Source organism: Fontibacillus forbon (assembly GCF_046559655.1).
In the GTDB taxonomy this organism is placed as follows: Bacteria; Bacillota; Bacilli; order Paenibacillales; family Paenibacillaceae; genus Fontibacillus.
This window is the reverse complement of the sequence record NZ_JBKGFV010000002.1, coordinates 718,841-743,547: the sequence shown is the minus strand read 5'-3', so window position 1 is coordinate 743,547 and position 24,707 is coordinate 718,841. Positions and strand designations below refer to the sequence as shown.

At 50.2% G+C, this 24,707-nt stretch carries 23 protein-coding genes, 2 tRNA genes and 1 pseudogene; 16 read left to right on the top strand and 10 right to left on the bottom strand.

Annotated elements, in window-relative coordinates; translation table 11 throughout:
* Positions 1–78 precede the first annotated feature (78 nt).
* Complete coding sequence (locus ACLB09_RS10410; protein ID WP_410769744.1) at positions 79–303, bottom strand: small, acid-soluble spore protein, alpha/beta type; 225 nt, start codon at positions 301–303, stop codon at positions 79–81.
* A gap of 132 nt (positions 304–435) precedes the next feature.
* Here ACLB09_RS10410 and nrdR point away from each other — a divergent pair, with 132 nt between their 5' ends.
* From nrdR to pstB, 6 genes are all read left to right on the top strand, one after another.
* On the top strand, positions 436–906 hold the full coding sequence (gene nrdR, locus ACLB09_RS10405) for a transcriptional regulator NrdR (protein WP_410769743.1): 471 nt from the start codon (positions 436–438) through the stop codon (positions 904–906).
* Positions 907–948: 42 nt separating this feature from the next.
* Positions 949–1,137 (top strand): hypothetical protein, encoded by a 189-nt coding sequence (locus tag ACLB09_RS10400; protein WP_410769742.1) that lies wholly within the window; start codon positions 949–951, stop codon positions 1,135–1,137.
* A 217-nt stretch (positions 1,138–1,354) separates the two neighbouring features.
* The gene (locus tag ACLB09_RS10395) at positions 1,355–2,296 is read left to right on the top strand and encodes a phosphate ABC transporter substrate-binding protein (protein WP_410769741.1); all 942 of its coding nucleotides are present in this window, start codon (positions 1,355–1,357) and stop codon (positions 2,294–2,296) included.
* Between the two features lie 76 nt (positions 2,297–2,372).
* Entirely contained in the window at positions 2,373–3,275 is a 903-nt protein-coding gene (gene pstC, locus ACLB09_RS10390) for a phosphate ABC transporter permease subunit PstC (protein ID WP_410769740.1), read from the top strand.
* A complete protein-coding gene (pstA, locus tag ACLB09_RS10385) occupies positions 3,272–4,159 on the top strand; it encodes a phosphate ABC transporter permease PstA (RefSeq protein WP_410769739.1) in 888 nt (295 codons plus the stop codon). The genes pstC and pstA overlap by 4 nt, the downstream gene beginning before the upstream one ends.
* A gap of 10 nt (positions 4,160–4,169) precedes the next feature.
* Positions 4,170–4,928, top strand: coding sequence for a phosphate ABC transporter ATP-binding protein PstB (pstB, locus tag ACLB09_RS10380; protein ID WP_410769738.1), 759 nt, complete (start codon positions 4,170–4,172; stop codon positions 4,926–4,928).
* Between the two features lie 80 nt (positions 4,929–5,008).
* Here the strand turns inward: pstB and baiCD are convergent, their stop codons facing one another.
* Positions 5,009–6,934, bottom strand: a complete 1,926-nt coding sequence (gene baiCD, locus ACLB09_RS10375; RefSeq protein ID WP_410769737.1) for a bile acid Fe-S flavoenzyme BaiCD — start codon at positions 6,932–6,934, stop codon at positions 5,009–5,011.
* Positions 6,935–7,134: 200 nt separating this feature from the next.
* On the opposite strand from baiCD, the gene ACLB09_RS10370 reads away from it, so the two are divergent.
* On the top strand, positions 7,135–7,674 hold the full coding sequence (locus ACLB09_RS10370; RefSeq protein ID WP_410769736.1) for a PadR family transcriptional regulator: 540 nt from the start codon (positions 7,135–7,137) through the stop codon (positions 7,672–7,674).
* Between the two features lie 132 nt (positions 7,675–7,806).
* Positions 7,807–8,448, top strand: coding sequence for a DedA family protein (locus tag ACLB09_RS10365; protein ID WP_410769735.1), 642 nt, complete (start codon positions 7,807–7,809; stop codon positions 8,446–8,448).
* A 56-nt stretch (positions 8,449–8,504) separates the two neighbouring features.
* Here the strand turns inward: ACLB09_RS10365 and ACLB09_RS10360 are convergent, their stop codons facing one another.
* A complete protein-coding gene (locus ACLB09_RS10360) occupies positions 8,505–8,693 on the bottom strand; it encodes a hypothetical protein (protein WP_410769734.1) in 189 nt (62 codons plus the stop codon).
* A gap of 226 nt (positions 8,694–8,919) precedes the next feature.
* Between ACLB09_RS10360 and ACLB09_RS10355 the strand changes: the two genes are divergently transcribed.
* The 6 genes from ACLB09_RS10355 to ACLB09_RS10330 all read left to right on the top strand — a co-directional run bounded on the left by ACLB09_RS10355 (position 8,920) and on the right by ACLB09_RS10330 (position 15,832).
* Entirely contained in the window at positions 8,920–9,042 is a 123-nt protein-coding gene (locus ACLB09_RS10355) for a YjcZ family sporulation protein (protein ID WP_410769733.1), read from the top strand.
* A 157-nt stretch (positions 9,043–9,199) separates the two neighbouring features.
* Positions 9,200–10,036, top strand: a complete 837-nt coding sequence (locus tag ACLB09_RS10350) for a patatin-like phospholipase family protein (RefSeq protein WP_410769732.1) — start codon at positions 9,200–9,202, stop codon at positions 10,034–10,036.
* Between the two features lie 661 nt (positions 10,037–10,697).
* Positions 10,698–12,047 (top strand): lytic polysaccharide monooxygenase, encoded by a 1,350-nt coding sequence (locus ACLB09_RS10345; protein WP_410769731.1) that lies wholly within the window; start codon positions 10,698–10,700, stop codon positions 12,045–12,047.
* A gap of 161 nt (positions 12,048–12,208) precedes the next feature.
* Positions 12,209–14,182 carry a stalk domain-containing protein gene (locus ACLB09_RS10340; RefSeq protein ID WP_410769730.1) on the top strand — a complete coding sequence of 658 codons (1,974 nt, stop codon included), beginning with the start codon at positions 12,209–12,211 and terminating at the stop codon, positions 14,180–14,182.
* A 101-nt stretch (positions 14,183–14,283) separates the two neighbouring features.
* Positions 14,284–14,781, top strand: coding sequence for a DinB family protein (locus ACLB09_RS10335; RefSeq protein WP_410769729.1), 498 nt, complete (start codon positions 14,284–14,286; stop codon positions 14,779–14,781).
* 67 nt (positions 14,782–14,848) lie between these two features.
* The gene (locus ACLB09_RS10330; protein WP_410769728.1) at positions 14,849–15,832 is read left to right on the top strand and encodes a helix-turn-helix transcriptional regulator; all 984 of its coding nucleotides are present in this window, start codon (positions 14,849–14,851) and stop codon (positions 15,830–15,832) included.
* Positions 15,833–15,892: 60 nt separating this feature from the next.
* Here ACLB09_RS10330 and ACLB09_RS10325 read toward each other — a convergent pair whose 3' ends face one another.
* Both ACLB09_RS10325 and fabV read right to left on the bottom strand, forming a co-directional pair.
* Positions 15,893–17,956: a HelD family protein gene (locus ACLB09_RS10325; protein ID WP_410769727.1), complete on the bottom strand. Its 2,064-nt coding sequence runs from the start codon at positions 17,954–17,956 to the stop codon at positions 15,893–15,895.
* Between the two features lie 598 nt (positions 17,957–18,554).
* Positions 18,555–19,745 carry an enoyl-ACP reductase FabV gene (fabV, locus tag ACLB09_RS10320; RefSeq protein ID WP_410769726.1) on the bottom strand — a complete coding sequence of 397 codons (1,191 nt, stop codon included), beginning with the start codon at positions 19,743–19,745 and terminating at the stop codon, positions 18,555–18,557.
* A gap of 265 nt (positions 19,746–20,010) precedes the next feature.
* Between fabV and pfkB the strand changes: the two genes are divergently transcribed.
* Positions 20,011–20,925 carry a 1-phosphofructokinase gene (gene pfkB / locus ACLB09_RS10315; protein WP_410769725.1) on the top strand — a complete coding sequence of 305 codons (915 nt, stop codon included), beginning with the start codon at positions 20,011–20,013 and terminating at the stop codon, positions 20,923–20,925.
* Positions 20,926–20,948: 23 nt separating this feature from the next.
* Here pfkB and ACLB09_RS10310 read toward each other — a convergent pair whose 3' ends face one another.
* Both ACLB09_RS10310 and ACLB09_RS10305 read right to left on the bottom strand, forming a co-directional pair.
* Complete coding sequence (locus ACLB09_RS10310) at positions 20,949–22,019, bottom strand: winged helix DNA-binding domain-containing protein (protein ID WP_410769724.1); 1,071 nt, start codon at positions 22,017–22,019, stop codon at positions 20,949–20,951.
* Positions 22,020–22,255: 236 nt separating this feature from the next.
* A pseudogene (locus ACLB09_RS10305) lies at positions 22,256–22,597 on the bottom strand (O-methyltransferase); the annotation flags it as partial.
* A 229-nt stretch (positions 22,598–22,826) separates the two neighbouring features.
* On the opposite strand from ACLB09_RS10305, the gene ACLB09_RS10300 reads away from it, so the two are divergent.
* Positions 22,827–23,810: a glycoside hydrolase family 43 protein gene (locus ACLB09_RS10300; protein WP_410769723.1), complete on the top strand. Its 984-nt coding sequence runs from the start codon at positions 22,827–22,829 to the stop codon at positions 23,808–23,810.
* Between the two features lie 133 nt (positions 23,811–23,943).
* On the opposite strand, the gene ACLB09_RS10295 is transcribed toward ACLB09_RS10300, so the two are convergent.
* The 3 genes from ACLB09_RS10295 to ACLB09_RS10285 form a co-directional block, all read right to left on the bottom strand.
* Positions 23,944–24,016, bottom strand: a tRNA-Lys gene (locus ACLB09_RS10295).
* Between the two features lie 13 nt (positions 24,017–24,029).
* A tRNA-Ala gene (locus ACLB09_RS10290) sits at positions 24,030–24,105 on the bottom strand.
* A 99-nt stretch (positions 24,106–24,204) separates the two neighbouring features.
* On the bottom strand, positions 24,205–24,513 hold the full coding sequence (locus ACLB09_RS10285) for a hypothetical protein (protein ID WP_410769722.1): 309 nt from the start codon (positions 24,511–24,513) through the stop codon (positions 24,205–24,207).
* Positions 24,514–24,707 lie beyond the last annotated feature (194 nt).

Sequence of the window (24,707 nt, the reverse complement as noted above, 5' to 3'; positions counted from 1 at the left end):
CCATCGCTTAGTGCTCACATAGAAAAGGAAGCATAGACAGCGAACGCTGTCTATGCTTCCCGGTGTTCATCGGTGTGCTTATTTAAATTGACCTGCCAGGCTTTGCTCGGCCAATGTTACCAAACGTTTGGTAATGTAACCACCGATCGAACCGTTTTCGTAGGAAGTCAGGTTACCAGCATATCCGTCTTGTGGGAAAGAGATGCCAAGCTCCTGAGCAACTTCGTATTTCATTTGCTCCAGCGCTCCGGTAGCTTGTCTAACCACCAGGTTATTCGACGAAGAATTATTATTTTGGGCCATGATGTTCACCTCCTTGTGGTTGGTAACAGTATTATGCTCGGTGATGGGCAAGTTCATTACCCGTTTTAAAAGTTATTTATTGGAATTATTATAAAATGAGATTATAGCTTACCAGAAGGGAGGGCATCACGCTTGAAATGTCCGTACTGTGATTTTTTAGGTACCAAGGTGCTGGATTCGAGACCGGCCAATGAAAACCGCTCCATCCGCCGCCGGCGTGAGTGTGAGAAATGCAGCCGCCGTTTCACAACCTTTGAAATGGTGGAAGAAATGCCGCTGATCGTGATTAAGAAGGACGGTAGCCGGGAAGAATTTAGCCGAGAGAAAATGTTGCGCGGCTTGATCCGGGCTTGCGAGAAGAGACCGGTATCCGTCGATCAACTGGAATCCATCGTTTCCGAGGTGGAGCGTTCGCTCCGCCATTCGGCCACGGCCGAGGTAGAGAGCCGGGAAATCGGCGAATTGGTCATGGAGCAGTTGTATCCGGTTGATGAAGTGGCCTATGTGCGCTTTGCTTCGGTTTACCGGCAATTTAAAGATATTAACATGTTTATGAAGGAATTGAAGGGCCTGTTATCCAAAAATACGGGAGAGGATGACTGATTCATGATGCAACTTCTTTCCCGAAAGAGGAGAGACGTTCATATGAAAATCGAACCATTGATGGGGGCGGCTTTCGGCTTTTTGGCCGGTACGACTTTCGGTAGCGGTCTGGCGTTTATCATGCGCTGGCCGTCGTATCCACTTATCGTATCCGTATCGATTTTCGGCCTGGCTGGCGTCATCATTGGCGTATTTGCGGGAAAGGTGATCGGACGACGGGCTTCTTCGTAAGAACTTAGAACATAAGTCGATCAAGACGACCGGACCATGGATGGTATATCCATAGTCCGGTCGTCTTTTTTTTCTGAATCCGGCAGTTGACCCCGCGTTAACAATCCGACGAAATAGCCCATATTTTTTACATTGCGTTTACAAAACAAAAACATGGGATTGATGTTTGCTCTTTATAATCAATTTTGTACAAACAAATGAGGGGGCAAATAAAACAATGAAAAAGAGTTTGACATTGGTAATGACGCTGATCTTGACTTTCGCTCTGGCTGCATGCGGTCAAGGCGACAAATCGAATAATAATACGGCGGGGAACGAAGGCGGCGCCAACAGCGCGGCAAACGGAGGAAACGGCAATGCGGCTTCCGAGTTGTCCGGTTCCATTTTGGCGGTTGGTTCTTCGGCTCTGCAACCTTTGGTTGATCAAGCTTCGAAAAATTTCATGGACCAGAATCCTAAAGTCTCCATTCAAGTTCAAGGCGGGGGCAGCGGTACCGGATTGACGCAAGTATCGGGCGGACAAGCGGATATCGGTAACTCGGACGTATTTGCCGAAGAGAAGCTGGAAGCAGGTCCGGCCGGTGAACTGGTCGACCATCAAGTTGCGGTTGTAGCTATGGCGGCAGTAGTTAATCCGGATGTAAATATCGATAACCTGACAAAAGATCAACTGGTCCAAATTTTCACGGGTAAAATTACGAACTGGAAAGATGCGGGCGGTCCGGATCAAGCCATCCAAATCGTCAACAGACCATCGAGCTCCGGAACGCGCGCCACATTTGAAAAATATGCGCTCGGAACCAAAACGGAAGATCTTCCGGGAGCCATTCAAGAAGATTCCTCGGGTACGGTTAAAAAGCTCGTAGGCGAAACGCCGGGAGCCATCGGTTACCTTGCTCTTTCCTACCTGGACGATAGCGTTAAAACCGTGAAATATGAAGGCGTGGAAGCTACGGAAGACAATGTGGCTAACGGTACTTATCCGGTATGGGCATACGAGCACATGTACACGAAAGGCGAGCCGAACGAAGTCGTTAAAGCCTTCCTTGATTACATGGTTTCCGACGAAGTGCAAAACGGAGACGTTGTGGAACTGGGATACATTCCAGCCAACAAGATGCAAGTGAAGCGCGACGTTGACGGCAATATCACGAAATAAATCCCGATAACATCATACGGCAAGACAAGAGGCGGATCATTCTGCCTCTTTCTGTGCTGTAAAAAGGAGAGGTCTCATGGCTCAGTCCAGAGAGAAACGTAAAATAAAACAGCATATTATTGAAGAGTGGACTGGTAAAGTTTTTACCTCCTTATGTATTGTGCTTTTGGTAGTGACGATTTTTTCGTTAGTCTATTTTGTCGCCACTAAGGGCTTCAGTTCCTTTATTAAAGACGGGATTTCTTTTGGGGAGATTTTTGGGGGAACCAAATGGAAACCGGATGGAGAACCTCCGCTGTTCGGGGCGCTTCCGTTTATTATCGGTTCTTTCAGTACGTCCATCCTGGCGGCTCTGATCTCCGCACCGCTAAGTATTTGCGCCGCCCTGTTCATGGTAGAAATCATGCCGAAGGTGGGCCGGAAATTTTTGCAGCCGGCGATTGAACTGCTTGCCGGCATTCCATCCGTCGTTTACGGTTTCGTAGGTCTTAGCGTAATCGTTCCGCTTTACCGGGACATCTTCCCGGGACAAGGCCTCGGGATCGCGGCCGGGGCCAGCGTGTTGTCGGTTATGATTTTGCCGACGATGACCTCGATTGCGACCGATGCGCTCGCAGCGCTCCCGCCGGGTTTGAAAGAGGGCTCCTATGCGCTTGGCGCAACGCGCTGGCAGACGCTGGCCCGCACGGTGATTCCGACGACGCTGCCTGCGCTGATGACCGGTGTCGTACTGGGCATGGCCCGGGCGTTCGGGGAAGCACTTGCCGTGCAAATGGTCATCGGGAATGCACCGCATATTCCGCATTCCCTGTTCGAATCCGCATCGACATTGACAAGCGCAATTACGCTCAGTATGGGGAACACGGTAATGGGATCAACACAAAATAACGTGCTCTGGACGCTGGCACTGATTCTCATGCTGATGACCTTTGTCTTCGTCTTTATTGTCCGGTGGCTTGAAAGGAGGGCAAACCGATGAGTGCAAAAACCGCAGATAAAATCGCAACGGCAGTCATTATCTTTTTTGCAGGCATCATCATTCTGATCATGGCCGGTTTGCTCGGATTTATTCTTGTACGCGGCGTGGGTCATATCAGCTTTGATTTCCTGACTTCAGCCCCGCAAACGATCAAGGCTGGAGGCGGGATTGGGCCACAGTTGTTTAACTCCCTGTTCCTGCTCGTTCTCACTATGATTATTACGATTCCGCTTGGTTTGGGAGCGGGTATTTATATGAGCGAATACGCGAAACCGGGGAAGGTGACCGATTTTATCCGCCTGATTGTGGAAGTGTTATCGTCCTTTCCTTCGATCGTTGTCGGTTTGTTCGGCTTGCTTGTTTTCGTAAATGTATTCGGCTTCGGCTTCTCGTTGTTTTCGGGTGCACTTGCCTTGACGGTATTCAACTTGCCGCTGATGGTGCGGATCACGGAACAAGGCATGGCCAGTGTTCCTCAAGCGCAAAAAGAAGCGAGCCTGGCGCTGGGCTTATCCAAATGGAAAACGATCAAATCGATTATGCTGCCGATCGCCTTACCGATCATTCTGACCGGTACGATCCTGGCCGCGGGCCGCGTCTTCGGTGAAGCGGCAGCATTGCTGTTTACCGCGGGCATGAGCAGTCCGAGACTGGACTTTACGGATTGGAATCCGCTCAGTCCGATGTCGCCGCTGAATCCGTTCCGTCCTGCCGAGACGCTGGCCGTGCATATCTGGAAAATCAATTCCGAGGGATTGGCTCCGGATGCGCCTGAGATCGCCGCCGGCGCTTCGGCAGTGCTGATTCTCACGGTGCTGCTGTTCAACTTGCTGGCGCGATGGGTCGGTCGTCTGCTGCACAAGAAATTTACGGCTACGAAATAGGAGGACTCCCATGCAAAATATTGAATTGTCCACCAAGGATTTGAGCGTATTCTATGGGGAAAAGCAAGCTGTCAAAGAAATTTCGCTAGACTTTGCCGCAAAACAGGTAACGGCTTTGATTGGTCCTTCCGGTTGCGGGAAATCCACGTTTTTGCGCAGCTTGAACCGGATGAATGATCTGATCGACGGCGCGCAGATTACCGGCGAAATCTGGATCGGGGATGAGAATATTAATGACCCCAAGACGGATGTCGTGCTTTTGCGGCAAAAAATCGGAATGGTCTGGCAACGGCCCAATCCGTTTCATAAATCGATTTATGAAAATATCGCTTTCGGCCCGCGTTACCACGGAATCCGCGACAAGAAGAAGCTGGATCAGATCGTGGAAGAGTCGCTGACCAAAGCTGCATTATGGGAAGAGACAAAGGACAGGCTGAACCGTTCCGCGCTCTCATTATCCGGCGGCCAGCAGCAGCGGCTTTGCATCGCAAGGTCGATTGCGGTCAGTCCGAGCATCATCTTAATGGATGAGCCTGCATCTGCGCTGGATCCGGTGTCGAGCGCGAAAATCGAAGAGCTGATTGCGGATTTGAAGCGTGAATACTGTATCATTATCGTTACCCACAATATGCATCAGGCAGCCCGCGTATCCGAGAAAACGGCGTTTTTCCTGATGGGCGAGTTGGTGGAATATGACGATACAAGTAAGATGTTTACGAATCCGTCGGACAAACGGACGGATGATTATATTTCCGGACGTTTCGGTTAAAACAATAAAACCCGGCTGGCATACTGCCAACCGGGTTTTAGGATATTATGAAGGCTTTGGAGCTGAGGTGCCATGGTAAGTCAGATCGTTCTGGCCACTTTTGCGGCTTCCCAAATCGCGTTCAGGGCCCGGCGGGCCTGTTTCGCATCGCCCACGATATGATACGGAATGCTGCACTCTTCCAGACAATCGATCAGATTTTGGTTGTCCAAGGCTTTGGATCCGACGGCCAGAACGACGTAATCGGCAGGGAGTGTATGCTCTTCTCCGCCTTGATCGACAATGACGCTGTCCGGTCCGATGGAAAGGCATTTACTGTTCGTCATGAGCTTTACGCCGTGGCCGTAAAGGCTTTCCATGACGCATATTTTACGCAGCAGTCCCAGGTCTGCTGCCACTTCGTTCTGCATTTCCACAACGGTTACCTTCTCACCGCGTTCGACAAGCAGTTCGGCGACTTCAAGGCCGACCAGGCCGCCGCCGATGATGACGACGTTGCCCACCGGACGAACCGTTCCCCACAGGACATCATGGGAGCCTACTACGTGCGCAAGGTCGGCGCCTTCAACCGGCAGGACCATTGGTGCGGAGCCGGTGGCGAGGATCACTTGATCCGGTTTGATTTCCCGGATCAAATCCGGCGTGACTTCCGTTTCCAAGCGGATTTCTACGCCTGCCCGCTTCGCCGCTTCGCCCATCCCGATCGCCGCTTCGGCCATCTCTTCCTTGCGCGGCGCCGCTCCCGCGATATATAGCTGTCCGCCGAGCATCGCGCTCTTCTCGCACAGGATCGGTTCATGTCCCCGCCGCTTCAAAATTACGGCCGCTTCCAGGCCCGCCGGGCCGCCCCCGGCGATAAGCACTCTCTTCGGCCGCTCAGCCGGTACGAGTTCATATTCTTTTTCCCGGCCGGTGGCGGGATTGAACATGCAGCTGATAAACGGGACGTTCGGATTCACGAAGCCGTCGAAGCAGCCCTGATCGCAGCCGACGCATTTAATGATTTCGTCTTCCCGTCCGCTTTCCGATTTGGCGCAAAATTCCGGATCGGCCAGCTGGGCCCGTCCGATAGCGACAAAGTCGGCCAGCCCTTCCGCGATGATCCGGTCGGCGACCGCGGGATCATTGATCCGGCCTACGGCAATCACCGGAATGCTGACCGCGGATTTGATCTGCGCCGCATTATCGACGTTGAAGCCTACCGGCAAATCGATGGGCGGCACTTCATATTTGATCGCCGCCCCCGCCGGAACGCCCCGGGAAACGTTGATTGCATCGATGCCGGCCTGTTCCGCGAGTGCGCTGAACGCCTTCATATCCTCCAGAGTAAGTCCGCCCGGCAGATCCTCGATCGCTGAGATGCGCATCAGGATCGGATAGCCGGGACCGACCGCATGGCGGATGGCAGCGATGCATTCCAGCGGAAAACGGGTACGGTTTTCCCAGGAGCCGCCGTATTCATCCTGCCGGAAGTTCATGGCTGGGCTTAAGAATTGCTGCGGCAAGTAGCCATGCCCGGCGTGAAATTCCACGCTGTCAAAGCCGGCTAGTTTGGCTCGGGCTGCGGCATCGGCGTAGGCCTGCACCATTTCAGGCACTTCCGAGGTAGCCAGCTCCCGCGGAATGACCGTTGACCCTTCAAAAGCTACGGGTGAGGAGGATACTTGGTTCGGATTATAAGCGACCTTGCCTCCGTGCCACAATTGAAGGCAGCTTTTCCCGCCGGCTTCGCGGATGCTGTCCGCCATTTTTTTCATGCCTGGAATAAATTTATCGTCAAATAACGCGGGAGAATCTTCCGTATAAGCCGTCGGATGAACGGTGGTAACTTCAACGGTGTTCAAGCCGCAACCGCCTTTGGCCCGGGCGACGTGATAATCGATCAGCCGCTGGCTTACGAATCCCCCCGGTTCGTTCATCTTCGTTCCCATTGCGGGAAGAATGACCCGGTTCTTCAACTCCATGTTTCCGATTTTTTGCGGACTGAACAAGTTTGAAAATGCCATACTGCATCTTCCTTCCTGTATTAAGAATAAAATAACATAGGTTAGTTTTAACCCTATTATAAAATGGGCTTATTGATAATTATGTGAAATAAATCACGATCTTTGTCGTTCTAAACAAGTCATTGGCACGTTATGTAGGATGGAGTAAAATAAAGGGATATTAAGCGAGGCAGTTGGATTTCAAGGTTCGGAGGAGCTACATGGATATCGAGATACTAATACTGGCCCAGTTAATGCAGGGCCCTAAGCACGGTTATGAAATCAAGAAAAATATCGTGTTCGTCATGAATAACAAAAAAATTATCAACAACAACTCCCTCTATCCGAAATTGAAGCGATTTGAGGAGCGGGGAATGGTCAGCAAAACGATGGAAGAGCAAGAAGGACGGCCGAACCGGCATGTTTATGCCATCACAGCAATCGGCAGCCAAGTCTTTCATGATACGATTAACCGTTTTACGCCGGAATTGATTGAGGTGGATGACGAGTGGAGCATCCGCTTGGCCTACTATAATCTTATGGACAATGAAACACGGTTTAGGCTGCTCGATTACCGGATGACGATTGTGCTGGACAAGGAGAAGCGGTTGGAAAAATTGTCTCATTCCGTTGGCGACAGCACGTACCTGATGTACTCTCCTGAACTTTATTTCTATACTCAAAACATGCTGGAGAAAGAAAAAGAACTGATTTGCCGGATGATCGAGCAGCTCAAGGACAAGCCTGCCGCCTTAGACTAAAGACTGGGAAAGGACACGACCGGAGTCTATTTTGAATTCGCCCATTGCCGTGCATACTATTAACATACTACACACGGGTGGCGCAAAAGGAAGCGGGCCTTTGGAACAGGGGAAAGAGGAGACTAATAATTTATGAACGTGCTGGAATGGATTGAAATGATGTTCCGGGAATACGGCTATTTCGTACTGCTGCTCGGACTACCGGTAGATTTTATCGCATTGCCGCTTCCGCCCGGGCAAACGACATTAACCTATACCGGATATCTTGCATATAAAGGCGTTCTTGATTTGCTGCCTGCCATCCTGGTGGGATTCGCCGGTTCGGTGATCGGGATAACGATTACTTATTTGATTGGACATCATGTAGGCGCGCCGTTGGTTCAGCGCTATGGCAAGTGGTTTTTTCTGAAACCGTCCCACCTGGAGAAAACAAGAAAAAATTATGAAAAATACGGAAACCGAATGCTGCTGGTCAGTTTTTTTGTTCCGGGCGTAAGGCAATTTTTCGGTTATTTCGTCGGGATCATACAGATTCCTTTCCGCACCTTCGCATTGTATGCCTATCCGGGGGCTGCTTTGTGGGTCGTCGTTTTTGTGGGAATCGGGTACGTTTTCGGGGAGCAATGGCAGCATGTTATCTTGCTGGTAGAGAAGTATCTGGTTTATTTTTTCAGCGGATTGGGCGTGCTTTTGCTTGGATTATTGTACTTAAGATGGCGTAGATGGAGAAAGTGGAGACTGAAGCAAGCTAATCCGAAGAAGGAACTCGGTTAGTTCATACCTATTCAAAAAAGCGTCGGGAGAGAAGTATCCCGGCGCTTTTTATTGATTTACCCTTTCCCGTTATCCGATTCTTTTTCTTCTTGCTGGACTTTAATTAGTGATAAAAAGGCGAACAGATCCCCCAGGACGGCAAGACCTGCCCCGATAATGGCTAAATCATCCGAGGAAAGTTCGGTGCTGACGATCTCGTTATTGCCGCCGCCGTTGCCGTTTTTTTTATTCTTGGTTCTGACCATTCTTCCTCTGTTGGGCAAACGTACCACCTGCTTCAAATCGTCTTTCTTTATGGTATGCCAGCCGGAAGGGACTTGAATAGGCGCATGAATAAATATGGGCATAAATTAAATCGGAGTAAATATTACAACGAGAATTACTGTTTTTTTCTTGGGTCTGTGCGAATGCCGTGGCCCTTAAACAGATGCCATAATATCATACGGTATACTGAAAAAGGGAGGGAAAGCTATGTCGGGTTGCTACGAAAACGGAAATAACGGCGGAGGATACGTTGGAGGGCTCTTTACTTCTACTGGAGTCATTTTGGTGTTGTTCATCCTCTTGGTTATTGTATCCAGAACATTTATCTAGATAGACATTATCCCTCTAGGACTTCGCCTGCGGCGGGGTCCTTTTATCAATTTGCGGAAGCATTGCTTGTCATTTACATATTTATTTCCGTGAACTATGATTTTAGTAAGGTTAACTTTGTATTTAGAAAAAGATTTAAGCAATAAGGAGGATTAGAGTGCCGAGTTTAGTATTGGAAGGGGGAACCCTTCGTCCTATTTTCAGTTCCGGCGTGATGGATGCGCTGCTGGACCAGGATCTGATGTTTCCGTACTGTATTGGAGTTTCCGCCGGGATCAGCAACGGGATCTCCTATATCTCCAGGCAGAAGCGAAGAAACCTGGAAATTATGGAGAAGTATCGGCATGACCCCAGATACTTAGGCTACAGGAACTTTTTGAAGAGCCGCAGTTTGTTTGGACTCGATTTCGTATTCGGCGAAATCCCGGCAAAGCTGATTCCGTTTGATACCGCAACTTATCGTAATTATTCCGGCCAACTGCTGGTCGGGGTGACAAACGCGAGTACCGGTATGCCGGAATATATGGACGGGATGAAAGCGGACGAGCAGTGGACCATGCTTCGGGCAACATGCGCTATCCCGCTAGTATTCCCGGCCATCGAATTGAACGGGCAAAAGTATTATGACGGAGGGTTGGCCGATCCGATTCCGATTCGAAAAGCGATCGCTGACGGGAACGACAAGCATTTGATTGTGTTAACCCAGCCGGAAGGCTACCGAAAAACGCTTGGCAAAAGCAATGCAAGAGTGGCTCGGCTGCTTCGCCGCAAATATCCGAAACTCGAGCAAGTACTCCTCACGAGACATGAGCGGTACAATGAAACCGTAGCGTTTTGTGAACAGCTTGAGCGGGAAGGGCGAGCGGTCATTATTCGTCCGGCGGCACCGCTGGACAGCTTTGAGAAAGATATCGGCAAGCTCCGGGAGAGTTGCCAGCATGGCTATTCACTGGCTTCCGAGCGAATGAGCGAGATCCGCAGTCTGTTCGGGTAAGCACCCCGGTTGCTATCTCACGCGCACCCATAAAAGCTTATTTCTGCTTGGATTTCAAGGGGGATAAGCTTTTTTGGCATGTATAAATCGTCGTATGGACTTGATTCACTGGTCTTATTATTATTCTTTGAAGGTCTTCGTTGGATATTTCTAGGCAAAATTGCTGCAAATGGCGATAATCTGTACCTTGCCTGGAAGTTTCAAATTTAAGCAGCCATCGGAATACAGCCCTCTCGGACATGTCATCCTGACAATTATAAAAAACTACACTTTCTGTCAAAAAACACCGTTTTTTAAAGAATATTCACACAAAGTTCACAGGCGGGTATATAATTGGACAAGGATACAAGTTTTCCTTTTTCTTCCTCTTTTCTCGCTTCCATTCATTTCGATTTTTTCTACTTCGCTAACTTCTTATCCTATCTCTAGTACTAGTCCACGGTTGCTTCTCTTTGTTTGTTGTATATAAGCCTTTTCAGGGTTTATATAAATTTGTTCATGGAAGGAGCGTGCAGCGTCAGGTCTATTTGAGCTTGCAAAAGTTTGCCGGTCAATTTGCGGGATGGAAGGGGGCGGGATTTACGTTCGTCTGGTGTAACAGGAGAGTATACAGCATTGCCAAATTTAATGACCAAATCCAAATCTTAAGGAGGTATTGTTAATGGCTTCTATTCGTTTATCGAATTCTTGGTTGATGAAGGCGCTTACTTCTTTGGGAGTTATGCTAATTGCTGTTTTATGTATGGTCCTGTTATCGGAAAAGGCATCCGCCCACGGTTATATCGACTCGCCGGGCAGCCGGGGTTATCTGTGCAAAACCGGCCAGAATAGTGACTGCGGCGCAGTCGTGTATGAGCCTCACAGTCTGGAAGCTCCGAAGGGTTTTCCGGCCGCAGGGCCTGCTGACGGGAAAATCGCCAGCGCAGGCGGAATCTTCCCGAAACTGGATGAACAATCATCTACCCGCTGGGCTAAAGTCAACATTTCTTCCGGGACGAATACCTTCACTTGGAAGCTGACCGCTCCTCACAGAACGGCAAGCTGGAAATACTATATTACGAAACCGAATTGGAACCCGGATGCTCCGCTGACCCGGGATTCGTTCGACCTGACTCCGTTCTGCTCCGTGGATTACGGCGGCGTACAACCGCCTTATACGTATTCGGACACTTGTAACGTACCGGCACGTACCGGCTATCATGTCATTCTGGCGGTATGGGAAGTCGCCGATACGGCCAATGCCTTCTACAATGTCATCGACGTGAATTTCGGGGGCAGTAATCCCGTCGATAATCAGGCACCAACCGCACCGGCAGCCCTTGCTTCATCTGCCGTCACTTCCACGAGCGTGAATTTGTCCTGGAGCGCTTCATCGGACAATGTAGGCGTGACCGGTTACCGGATTTACAGCGGCTCAAGCCAAGTTGCAGCCGTCTCGGGCACAACCTTGAATTATACGGTCTCCGGGCTGACGGCCAACACTCCTTATTCCTTCCAGGTGAAGGGGGTAGATGCCGCCGGGAACTTGTCCGCTGCCAGCAATACCGTCAATGTGACAACGAGCCCGAACGTGACTGACACGCAGGCACCAACGGCTCCGGGTAACTTGAGCGTACAAGGAACGCCGACTTCCTCCAGCGTTTCGCTCACGTGGAGTGCCTCCACCGACAACGTCGGAGTGACCGGCTACCGGATCTACCGTGGAACCGCCTTGGCCGGAACGGTATCCGGCACGACCACATCTTATACCGCAACGGGTCTTAGCGCCAGCACGGCTTATTCGTTTACCGTTCGCGCTATCGACGCGGCCGGCAATGAGTCCGCCGCCAGCAATGCGGTGAGCGCTACGACGGCAAGCGCTCCATCCGCTCAGCCTTGGGCACCCAATGTAGCTTATACGGCCGGGACGCTGGTAAGCTATAACGGGAGCACGTATGAATGCCGGCAAGCCCATACTTCGCTTGTAGGATGGGAACCTAGCAACGTTCCTGCACTTTGGTTGTTGAAATAATAGATATGATATAATCATCTCTTTTAGAACAAGCTAGACAATCCCCCCCTTGAGAATCTCTCAAGGGGGGGATTTTTTCGGGGGCGAATTTGGAAGGAAATGAATCTTTGGCTATCGAATTATTAAGAGATTTTAATAATGGCAGAAAAAGGGGTCATGAAATGCGTAGATTGAAATTAGCAATTCTATCGGCAAGCCTGCTTGTCGGTATCAGTCTTTCCGGCGGGGCGGCAGTTCCGTCTGCTTATGCTGCGGAAGATAACTTGAAAATCGTGGACATTATCGGTGAGGACACGTTATTGATGAATAACGGATCCATTTGGTCCATGATCGATGGCGAACGGCATGTCCTTACGCCGGGAAATGTCACATCCATCTCAAGCAGCGGCGTATTCAACGGTTCAGGCGTTACTGAAGACGGTAAGTTGGTTGAATGGAGCGTGGGCATGGCTCCGCATGTCATAGAGGGAGAAACCGGCGTGAAACAGGTGCAGGGCGACTTTTGGCTGAAAACCGACGGTACGGTTTGGAATGGCAGCGGAAAAATAAAAAATCTGCAAGGGATCAGCTTGATCGGTTATGGCGGGGAGCAGTTTGCGGCATTAACCGCGAACGGTGATGTGCTCCTTGCGGATCCTTATAAACTGTATTTATACAATAAGGTGGGGACAGTAGCCGATGCGGCTTCTGTGATAGCTTTGGCGGCTTATGACAGACAAGTGGCCGTGTTATACGGCAACGGCAAGGTCATCGTGTTTAGAACCTCCGATTTTGACGACAACGGAAAAATTATCCCGTTCACGATTACGCAGGATGCCGCTCATATCGCTTTTGCAAAAAGTACAGGCAATCATCCGACGGACGCGTTGCTGGTTACCCGCAAAGACGGCACGGTATGGATGACGGGAAATTACAAGGACCGGAATAAATTAACCGAACAGGTATCCGGTCTGAGTCAAATTGTAAAAACCTCGGTTCTTGATGATTGCGAACATTTTTATGCCATGCATAGTGATGGCAGTTGGGTGTTTTTCAATGAGGGGGAAATAACCCCGGTTGATGTACCGAGCGTTAAACAGCTGGATATCTCGGTATCCGATCCAAACCCGTTTGTTGGAGATGGAATCACTCTCGGTATTCAGGAGACCTACACCAATGGAGCCAAAATAAAAGTTCAGGCATCTCAAGCAGATATTAAGGTTCAAAAACCTCACTTGCTTGCTAGTCAGCCGGATGGAACTTTCAAAGTTCTTGGCGTTGGACAAATCGAGGCCACAGTGACATCGGGCGGCTTGACCAAAACAGTAACGATATCTTCAAGCCTCCGCAACAATTTGAATTATGCCAAACTGATCGAAGGGGTTGTTTACGTCCCTGTCAAACCGGTGGTTCAAGCTTTAGGCGGAACAGTCGCTTCGAGTGACGGAGGAGTTGAAGTGGCATTAGGCGATATTTCCTTGTCGCTGAAAGCAAAAAGTACAGCTGCAAACTTGAACGGAGAGCCGTTTCAATTAAAAGCTGCACCAATTGTTGACAAGCAAGGAATGATGATGCCGGCATCGCTGCTTATTGACGTTACCGGAGCAGGGGTCAAATGGAACAGCCAGTGGAAACAGGCCGAAATTACTTATGGTCAGGCAGGAATGATCGTTGTATCCGCAGATACGGCGGGGCTGGTTAAGAAGGCGGCCCAGGGCAGTCTGGCTAAGTACGTGGGGAAAAGCTATTGGGTTAACTATTTTCAGGGATGGGACCGCTTCTCCAAAGTCACGGTTACGGATATTCAACCGGTTGAATTAGGTGAATTTGTAGTCGTGTTCAAGTCCGCTTCTGGTAAAAAGCTGGAGAGCTACCCGATGTCTTCTTCTTACGTAACGGACTTGTTCGCGGATGGATCGAGTTTCTTCAACTATGATCCTTATAAAAAGTACAAATGGTCGTCTACCGTGTGGAGCCAGATCAAGGCGGGCCATATTTCCCTTGGAATGACAAAAGAGCAGGTTCTGCTGTCCTGGGGCGCTCCGGCGGGCAAAGACGCGACCACCGCTAAGGGAAAGGTCATTGAAACATGGGTGTATGCCGACTTTGACACCATTGTTTTCATAGATGGCAAGCTGTCGATCATTGTAAATTAATATAGTCGAATTTATATTTTGCAAAAATCACTGACCGTAACTGTCAGTGATTTTTGTTTATACTTCGAAGTGAACCGACTCAACCAAAGGAGGAATAGATCATGTTCAACCAAATCAAGGACTTTGCAAACGAATGGGAAGAGGAGCTTAAGCTGACGGAAAAGGTGATGGAGGCTCTCACGGATGAGTCGCTATCGCGGGAAGTCGTATCCGGGCGTAGAACATTGGGGGATATCGCCTGGCATTTGGTGCTCTCTCCGCATTACATGACGGGATTAGGTCTGGTCTTTGACGGGCCGGCGGGCGGTGATCAAGTTCCGGAGTCCGCGTCGGTCATTGCCAAAGAATATGGTAAAGTCAGCCATGCGCTATTGGATGCGGTAGTGACCCAGTGGGATAACGACAAGCTGCTTGAAAGCCAGGAGATGATGGGCCAATCCTGGAAGAACGGAGCAACCTTGCGGTTTACAGTCATGCATCAGGCGCACCATCGGGGGCAGATGACGGTCCTGATGAGACAAGCGGGTCTGCGGATTCCGGAAGTGTACGGACAAACCTATGATTCCTGGATCGACGCGGGGATGGAACCGCTCAAATAAAAGCGTTACAATGGGATAAAATGTCGGGATCCTCACGTATCCCGTTCTAAACGGAAAGGGGAACGACATGTCCAAAGCGGATCACATGCTCTCTATCTTGTGGTTGCTCCGGTCCGGAAGAAAAATGACCGCCCGGGAGATGGCGGACAAACTGGAGATTCATATTCGAACGGTTTACCGCTGCATTGATTCGTTATGTGTCAGCGGGGCTCCGATTATCGCCGATTCCGGTCCGGGAGGAGGTTATCGGATTCTGGAACGCTTTGCGGATTCGCCGCTCCTGTTCGATCAGGAGGAACAAAAGGCGCTGGTGCAGTCATCCACTTTTGCCAGGGAAGCCGGTTATCCTCATACGGAAGCGCTGGAGCGCGCGGTCGGTAAGCTGAAGCTCTATACGAACGAAGAGCAGCTCCATCGAATGGAACTTCATGATCAAGGGGTAACGGTGATCTATCCGCCGTTGGAAGAGCGGCAAAGAAGCTTTCTTCGGCAATTGGAGGAAGGTGCCGCTCAAGGCAGAACCCTTGAAATGGTTTATGATAAAGGCCGAAGCGAACCTCCGATCTCCCGTGGATTCGATCCCTATGGCATCGTCCACTGGAAGGGATGCTGGTATGCGGTGGGGTTTTGCCGGCTGCGTCAAACGATGCGTAGCTTTCGGGTGGACCGAATCGTGGAACTGCGGCCGAGCGAGCTGCGGTTTGAACGCCCGGGTACGTTTTCCGCCAAAGCCCATCTGCTGGGAAACCTGCTCCCTGGAGCGCTGGATGGCGAAACGATGGTAATCGTAAGGATCGCCGGACATGAACAGGCGCTCAACGAACTAAGCCGGCATTGGCTGTTCGGCCATGCGCTGGTTTCCCGTCAGGCAGACGAAGCGGTATTTCGGCTTGGACAAGCATCCTTGTCGTCCTATGTCCCCTACTTTCTTTTGACTTACGGCAGATCCTTGAAGATCCTTGAACCGTTGTCGCTGATCGAAACAATGGCCAAAGTGAGCGCGGGGATTGCATCGCATTACGAGGAAATGGCGAAGCGATACGATATGTAGCAGTAAGCCGCTGTCATACGGGAAACCGGTATGCAGCGGCTATTTGTTTTCGGATGTCCATTAAATCAAAGGACTCGGGTTTCCGGAATAAGTCAATTTTAATTGATGCATAGCCCTTGTGCAGGCAATATACAGAAGGCTTTGATCCAGTTCGTTATTGTAGGTTTCGGCATCGGCAAATGGAATGAGTACCCGGTCGAATTCCAGACCTTTGGCCAAATGCGCTGTAGTGATAATGACTCCCTCATGGAATTGTACACTGTTAAAATCGAGCAGAAAGACAGGCTTGCGGTCTTTTTTCAAATGGGCGTGAAGTTCCTCGACCTGCTTCATCGTCTTGCATATGATCCCCATGGAATGATGTTCCGAAGTCAAAAAATCATCCATCAGCTCTCCGATCCGCAATAATTGCTCCGAAGCATCGAGGCATTTCAGGATTTGCGGTTCCTTGCCGTGCCGTTCGACCGGGATTAAGGCATCATTGGGTTTGATTTTTTTGGCAAAGCTCGTGATTTCCAGAGTCGATCTATAGCTCTTGTTCAACTCCACGGTTTCCGCGCCGGGGAACATGCCGCTGATTTCCGGAAGCGAAGAGGAGGAATACGGGTTAACCGATTGGCTGGCATCGCCTAAAATCGTCTTTTTGCAGGCAAACAAAATCGACAAAACGGCATATTGAATCGGCGAATAATCCTGCATTTCATCCACGAGCAAGTGCTTTACAAACTCATAGGGCGTTAATCCTTCAAAGTAATGTTTCAAGTAAACGAGAGGAAATACGTCGCAATACTCGACGGTTTTTGTTTTCGGTACCGAATATTTGAAAAGCTCGGGTCTTCCTAAGTAATTGTAAAACTCCCTGTAGAGCGGAAGAAGACCGGAATAGCGAAACATTTTCTTCACCGCTGTTTTGATTTTTTTGGCGCTGGAAGGGTCGGGCTTGTCTCCGTCCGAGTTTCTGCAATGGGCTGCAAGCTGGGCGGCGAGTTTGTCCAGCCTTGGCTTGAGCGGCATCCTGCCTAATGATTCGTAACCGCTCTTTATTTCCTCTTTAGAGATAAAAAATGGATCGACAGCGATATCTTCCGGCGAAAAGAAGGCCTGATCCGCGTAGGCGATAAACGCCTCCATTTCTTTAACGAAATCGGCTGTGGCCTTATACCGTATCCGTTCTCTCGTCCCGTCATCGTTATGCTCCGTCAGTTTCGCGACCTGTTGATTGAACGTCTGGAATGGGCAGACGCCCGTAAGTTCCCCGGCCGCCAGGTCCTGAAATCCGGTTTCCAGCATATTTTCTTCGCCTAATTCCGGGAGCACACCTGAAATATAGTCTGAGAACACTTTGTTGGGGGACAGGATCAGAATGTTTTTTGAGCTTAACGATCCTTTGTATTTGTAAAGTAAAAAGGCGATTCTATGCAGAGCTACCGAGGTTTTCCCGGATCCGGCCACTCCCTGGATGATAAGTTCTTTCGAAGTCTCGTTACGGATAATGGCGTTTTGCTCTTTTTGGATCGTCGCTACAATGTTTTTCATTTTTTCATCCGCATTGCCGCTGAGTTCCTTTTGCAAAACATCATCGTTAATGTTCAGCGAGGTTTCGATCATATAATCGAGGATTTCATCTTTAATTTTGTATTGCCGTTTTAATGTGATTTCACCATCAATCCTGCCCTCAGGTGCCTGAAAAGCTGCCCGTTCTATGCCAAAATCGTAAAATAGGCTGGCTACGGGGGAACGCCAATCGTAAATCAGGTTGGTTTGGCTATCCCCTTCGGAAAAGGAGTGAATTCCGATATAGTAGGGCTCAGGCTTGCTCTCGTCGTCTCGCCGGAAATCGATTCTGCCGAAGAATGGAGACTGCTCGAGCTTGTAAAGCTTTCTTAGTTTGTCCTTCGATTTTTCGCCGGCATCGATACTCCATCCGATCTCGATCCGGTTTGCCGCCCGTTCCGCCGGGTCCAACTGGCCGATGTTTTCCCAGACGTATTTTTTTGCTTCGATGATTTCCCGGTAGGAGGAGGAGATACCTTCATTTATTTGTTCTATCGCCTGACGGACCTTGCCCAGCAAGGTCTCCAGATAGGCTCTTTCCTCAGCCTCGGTTTCATTGATCACTGCCATACCCGTTGCCTCCTCTAGTAAGAATATCTCTAAGTATAGAAGCAACTTAAAAAAAGTATAGACTTATACTTTCTCTTGTAGTATTATATTTTGCACGTGGGTCCAAAAATAGCGATACGATTGAGCATATAAATAACGGTTGGAACAGGGAGATTTTGTCCTTGCCCAGCCGTTTTTGGTTATATGGAAGTGATCCTAACTTGGCGACATTTGCGAATCAGGCTTACCAAGCTAACGAAACTAACCGAGCCAACCGAGCCAACCGAGCCAACCGAGCAAACTGAGCAAACTGAGCCAACCGAGCCAATGAAACCCGACATGCTCACCAAGCCAACCGCCGCCTGAATTTAACTGGAAAACCTACAGCTAATTAAACGGAAGTTACTGGATTTCGCAATATAACTGTAAAACCTCCATCTAAAATCAGACTTTTGCGTCTTGAAGAGCCGATCGGGAGAAATTAACAGCAGGTTATACAGTTAATTCTCATCCGAGGGTAATAATTCAAAAATTAGATGGAGGAAATACAGTTACTGCTTAAAGTCAATATCAAAATCAAAAAAAGGGAGCCTTGTGAAGAGGCTCCCTTAGTTTAGATTTAGTTGGCGTTAGGCACTTCGACGACAGGATCGGTATCTGCCTCGTAGTCCACGCCGTCCACTTCAAACCCGAACAGCTGGAAAAACTCGCGCCGGAATCCTTCCAGGTCGGACAGTTGATATATATTGTCCGAGTTCAGCTCATCCCAGAGCTTTGTGACTTCAGCCTGAACGTCATCGCGCATTTCCCAGTCATCCAGCCGAATCCGGCCCGCTTCATCGAGCGGAGGGGTATTCTGGCCGTAAAGCCGGTCGGCAAACAAACGGTACATTTGCTGAATCGTGCCTTCATGAATACCTTTCTCTTTCATCGTTTTATACAGCGCGGACATATAAAGCGGAACGACCGGAATTGCGGAACTGGACTGAGTCACAAGGGCCTTACTTACGACCACGTACGCCCGGCCGCCGATCCCGGACAGCTGCGTGGTCAGTTCTTGAGCGGTATGCTCCAGATGGTCCTTGGCTTGACCGATGGTTCCCTCCCGATAAATGGGGAGCGTTATTTGCGATCCGATATAAGAGTAAGCGACGGTGACGGCATTTTTGGCCAACGCGCCCGCATTCTCAAGTACATGGATCCAATCCTGCCAATCCTCACCGCCCATTACGTGAACGGTATCGGCAATTTCCTGCTCTGACGCAGGCTCCAGGGTCACCATGCTGATTTCTCCCGTATGGAAGTTCACCGTCTTGTTACTGTAGGGTTTTCCGATCGGTTTCAGCACCGAGTTGCGATTCTGGCCGGTAGCCGGGTCTGTGCGCCGTGCCGTTGCCACACTATAGATGACCAGATCGACCTGCCCGAGCTCTCTGGATATCAATTCGGCGGTTTTTGACTTCGTTTCGGCGGAAAGAGCGTCTCCCGTAACACTGAATGATTTGAGTCCCGCTGCCTGGGCGGCTTGTTCAAACGCGGCGGAATTGTACCATCCTGCAGACGCGGTCCGGGTTGCGCTTGCGGCGCTCGGCCGGTAAACGCCGACCGTGTTTGCCCGGGCTCCAAAAGCGGCAACAATGCGCGAAGCAAGGCCATATCCGGTGGAGGCTCCGATCACCAGCACATTTTTTGGCCCGCTAATGGCAGGCTGTTTTTCTACGTAATCAATCTGCTGCTCCACCTGACGGGCGCATCCTTCCGGATGAGCCGTCGTACAAATAAAGCCGCGGGTTCGAGGTTTAATGATCATGGGTTGGAGTCTTTCCTTTCTTTCGGAAAATAGTGCTTGTCTTAAATTTTTACTAATCTTATCTATTGTACCTGTATTTATCGATTTGAAAAAGAGCAGGAGGTAGAGATCATGAATAAATCCGTCCCCATTCTGCAATCTTTGTGTTAAGTTTAACTTAACTATGTCGACGTCTCCGATACGGCAATCCGTTCTGGATTGGCTAACAAAGCCTTACCGGATTTCGGGTCGATCATTTCGATAAAAATATAGTGAGGGATTATTCATGATATACACCATAACGCTAAACCCGTCGATTGATTACATCGTTGAAGTTCCGGGTCTGAAATTGGGCGGTTTGAACCGGATGAACCGGGATCTCAAGCTTCCGGGAGGAAAAGGCATCAACGTATCGCGCATGCTGAACAGGTTAGGGGCCGATAATGCCGCACTTGGATTTGTCGGCGGATTTACCGGGCGGCATATCGAGGAATTTTTGCGGGCGGAATCGCTAAAAACCGATTTTGTACATATCGCCGGGGAAACGCGGATTAATATTAAGCTTAAACATGGGGAAGAAACGGAAATAAACGGGCAAGGACCCAATATCACACCCGCTGAACGCGAAAACTTACTGCAAAAACTGTCTTGTCTTCAAAAAGAAGACATAGTCGTGCTTTCGGGCAGTGTTCCGCCATCGCTTGGCGGCGATTTTTACGACAGAATCATAGAAGTATGCCGGGAGGCGGGAGCCGAGTTTGTAATCGATACGACCGGTGAGCCGCTAATGAGAGCCCTGGCACACCAGCCGCTGCTGGTGAAACCGAATCATCATGAATTGTCCGAACTGTTTGGCGTGTCTCTGGAGTCCAGAGACCGGATCGTCCTGTATGGCCGGAAGCTGCTTGAATTGGGAGCGAAGCATGTGCTTGTTTCCATGGCGGGAGACGGAGCGTTCTTGATCACTCCGGATACCGTGTTTTACGCAAAGGTTCCCCCGGGAATAGTGCGCAATTCCGTCGGGGCCGGCGATTCGATGATCGCCGGTTTTTTGGGCAGATTAGCGCTTGGCGGAGATTTGCTTGAATCGTTCCGCACCGGCGTGGCGTCGGGAAGCGCGACTGCTTTCTCCGACGATCTGGCTACGGAAGAAAAGATCCGCGATTTGCTGCCGCAGGTGAGTCTTGTTCCTTGGCCGTAACGGCATCTTCAACGCTTATCGGCTTATCGATCGAGTGTCGGATTTATCCTGATATTGATGGAAATGCATTCTGGCGCGGCGAAATCTAAGAGCAGGGTTCCCTCCCGGTGTAGCGCTTCCGACTCATCTTCCGTAAGCGTTTCGAAGGGATCGATCACTAAGGTTGTGATGCTTCGTTTGGATTCCAGTTTCCAGATTCCCGCAGCGAATCCGTCAAGCAGAACGGTGGACCGGATAATTCCGTTCTTGGTGAATACATGCCGGTAATTCGCCTCACTGATGATCCTCCGCCGGTCGGCATGCGACAACAGGATGTTGTCGTATTCGCCTAGAAATCGCGCCGGAGCGGGAGTTTCCGGATCCGGCCTCGGGGCATCGGGCAGATCGAACAATTCGGTGCCGTTTTCATCGCGATAAACGGCCAGGCGGGAGCGGAGCCTTTGTACGCTCCCGATAAGCCGGGTCAGGCCGGACCAGGTTTGTATGTCCTTGATCGAAGCGGGGCCGAACGCAGCCAAATACCGAAGCAGGAAGGAGTCCTCCTCATCTTCGGTCGCCGTTCCGACTTCGGCCTGATGTCCGCCAAACCACACCTCCGCCGTCGTGTGCCGGGCCTGGCCGCTCTCGCCCCAGAGTCCGCGCGGCGGAAGTTGGATCAGCGGCAGGCGGGTGCGGACGAGCGCCGCTAGCGCATCTGGATCGCGCTCGGGCCAGAGTTCGGCCAGCTCTCCGCCAAGCTTGCTGAAGGTCATCGGCTGCCGCTCGATGAGCGTACGGCCAGCCGCAGCGACCGCGTCGGCGTTCAAGCCCGCAAGCTGCCGGCCGAAGCTGCCCTTGAGCCCGCGGTCGAGGACAGGCTGCACCCAGGGGCGCAGCCGTAGCGCATCGCGGGCGGAGACCAGGTGAAGCGTGGAGCGCATAAGCGCTAGTCGCACGGCCTGCTTGTCCCGGAGGAGCCGGGACAGCTCATCCTGGCGAAAGCCTTCCAGCCGTGCCCACAAGCCGAAGTATGGCGCGTTCGGGGCTTGGGCTTGCATGCCGACAAGTTGTTCGATGGCATCTAAAGGCGCAATCTGTTCGCGCCGTAGTAGCATTTGCCTGGCTAGCAGCGACCGGTTTAGCGTTCGTATATCTAGGATAGTGCCGGGTACGACGCAGGAATCGAAGTCTTCGGCTGGCAATGGTAGATTGGCAGGCAAATCGGACATGATCAAGCCTCCTGAAAGTAATATTGATCCAATATCATCAAAAAGATAAGGTAGCCCTGAAACGGAAGGTTTCAGGGTTCTTTCAGTTCATATTGTACATGAATCACCCTGACAACCTAGTGTCAAGGTTTGCCGGGGTTATGAATGGGATCCGTGACAATCCCGATCAAGAAGCCGTCATAGCCTTTGCTGCCCACGGTTTGAATCGCTGTCGCGGAAAGACTCGGCTCACCTGCCATCAGGTCGAAAAATTGCTTAACTCCAATGACGCGCGGATCGGTTGCCTGATCATTCACGATTTCACCGTCACGGATGACATTGTCGCCCGTGATGACCGTTCCTGGACGGGAAAAGCGCAGCGCCCATTTCAAATAGTTCGGATTGTTAGGTTTATCGGCATCGATAAAAATGAAGTCAAATGGTTCGACTCCCTCTTCCATCATACAATCCAGCTGTTCCAGAGCCGTGTATATGTCGAAGATGTCCGGTTAATAAACACGATAGCGGTTTGTACGCGCAGAAACGAACCTCTTCCGGCCGCTGTCCGTAATTTTATCGAGATGATCCGCAGCAAATCGGGCGAAAAGATGTAAAGTTTTTGGGATATCACCTATACTTTCGAGCATTCACTGTCTCGGCTTTGTTTGATAGGATGGAGATGGAGGCATTTCAACAATATTAGGAGGAAATGACGTGACAAAACCCGCAAAGTTCAATGAGCCTTTAGTAACTCATATCTATACCGCAGATCCTTCCGCGCATGTATTCGAAGGCAAAATTTATATTTATCCTTCCCATGACCTTGATCATGTGATGGAGTCGAACGACAATGGCGACCAATACGATATGGAAGATTATCATATCCTCTCCCTGGATGATGAAGGTGCGGTTTGCGTAGATCATGGAGAAGCCCTGCATTTGAGAGATATTCCGTGGGCGAAGCAGCAATTGTGGGCACCGGATGCGGCATTCAAGAACGACAAATATTATCTGTTCTTCCCGGCAAGGGATCAGGACGATATTTTCCGTCTTGGGGTAGCCACCGGCTCATCTCCTACCGGACCTTTCAAACCAGAGCCGAACTACATCCCGGGCAGCTTTAGTATCGACCCGGCCGTTTTCATGGACCATGACGAAAGGGCTTACATCTATTTCGGCGGGCTCTGGGGAGGTCAGCTCGAGAAGTGGCAGACGGGTAGCTTTGTGCCCGATGCGGAAGGCCCAGCCGCCAATGAACCGGCACTTGGCCCCATCGTAGCTGAATTAAACGACGATATGCTAACCTTCAAGGATCAACCCAAACAAATCTCGATCGTGGACAAAGAGGGCAATCCGATATTGGCGGGAGACGAAGGGAGAAGATATTTCGAAGGTCCATGGGTTCATAAATATAACGGAACTTATTATTTATCCTATTCTACCGGTTCGACGCATAAGATCGTCTATGCCACCAGCCAAAATCCGCTGGGACCTTTCGTCTACCAAGGAACGATTCTTAACCCCGTCATCGGCTGGACGACCCATCACTCCATTGTCCAATTCAAGGAGAAATGGTATCTATTCTACCATGACAGTTCCTTGTCGGGCGGCGCGGACAATAAACGCAGCGTAAAATATACCGAACTTAAATACAACGAGGACGGTACGATTCAAACGATCGAACCATATGATAAATAGAAGCCGCCGGAATCGGTGGAAGTGGAGAAGGAGAGCGAAGGCTCTCCTCTTTTCTTTACCGTACAGCCCGCTACCCGCTAAGGGATCAGGGGAAAAAGACAACAAAAAAACGGCATTTCTGCCGTTTTGGTTATGGATCGTCAGGGGCTCGAACCCTGGACCTGTCGATTAAGAGTCGAATGCTCTACCAACTGAGCTAACGATCCATAAAAAGTAATTTGGTGGAGCCTAGGGGGATCGAACCCCTGACCTCATCGCTGCCAGCGATGCGCTCTCCCAGCTGAGCTAAGGCCCCGTGAGCGACTATTTTATTTTATAAAAATGCTTGCTAGATGTCAAGGGTTTTGTGAAAAAAAATATCCGGCAGCATTTACCGGATAGAAAGGGCCTGCGGTTAGAAGCGAATGGCAGTGATTCTAGGGAAAGGGATCATGACAAACTGTCCGGAATCATCGCGCAATTCGAGCGACTCGTCTTGGATCGAAAATAAAATTCCCTGAATGACGGAATCACCAGCCAGCACGGTCAAAGGTTTACCCATGGACATGTACAGTTTCTCTCTAGTCTCCAAGTCCGGAAACCTGGAGGCTTCCAGGGTAAGTTCCAATTGTTCCACTTGGTCGGCCAAGAGTTCATATTTAGCCTGGAGAGTTCTAATACGCCTGCGGATAGGGGTGTTCAACAGGAATTGTAATACTCTCATAATCTTCACCTCCTCGTTGTTGTAGATTCTATCTCCGGTATTCTAATAAGCCGAAGACAATATATGATATGTTCGATAGTTTCATAGAGATTGGACAACCGCGCGACACTGGCGGAGCGGGATGTTTTCCAGCGGGTTTGCGCCGCTATTGTGCCGACTTGGACGGTATGGTTCAATAAGAATATGAGTATAAG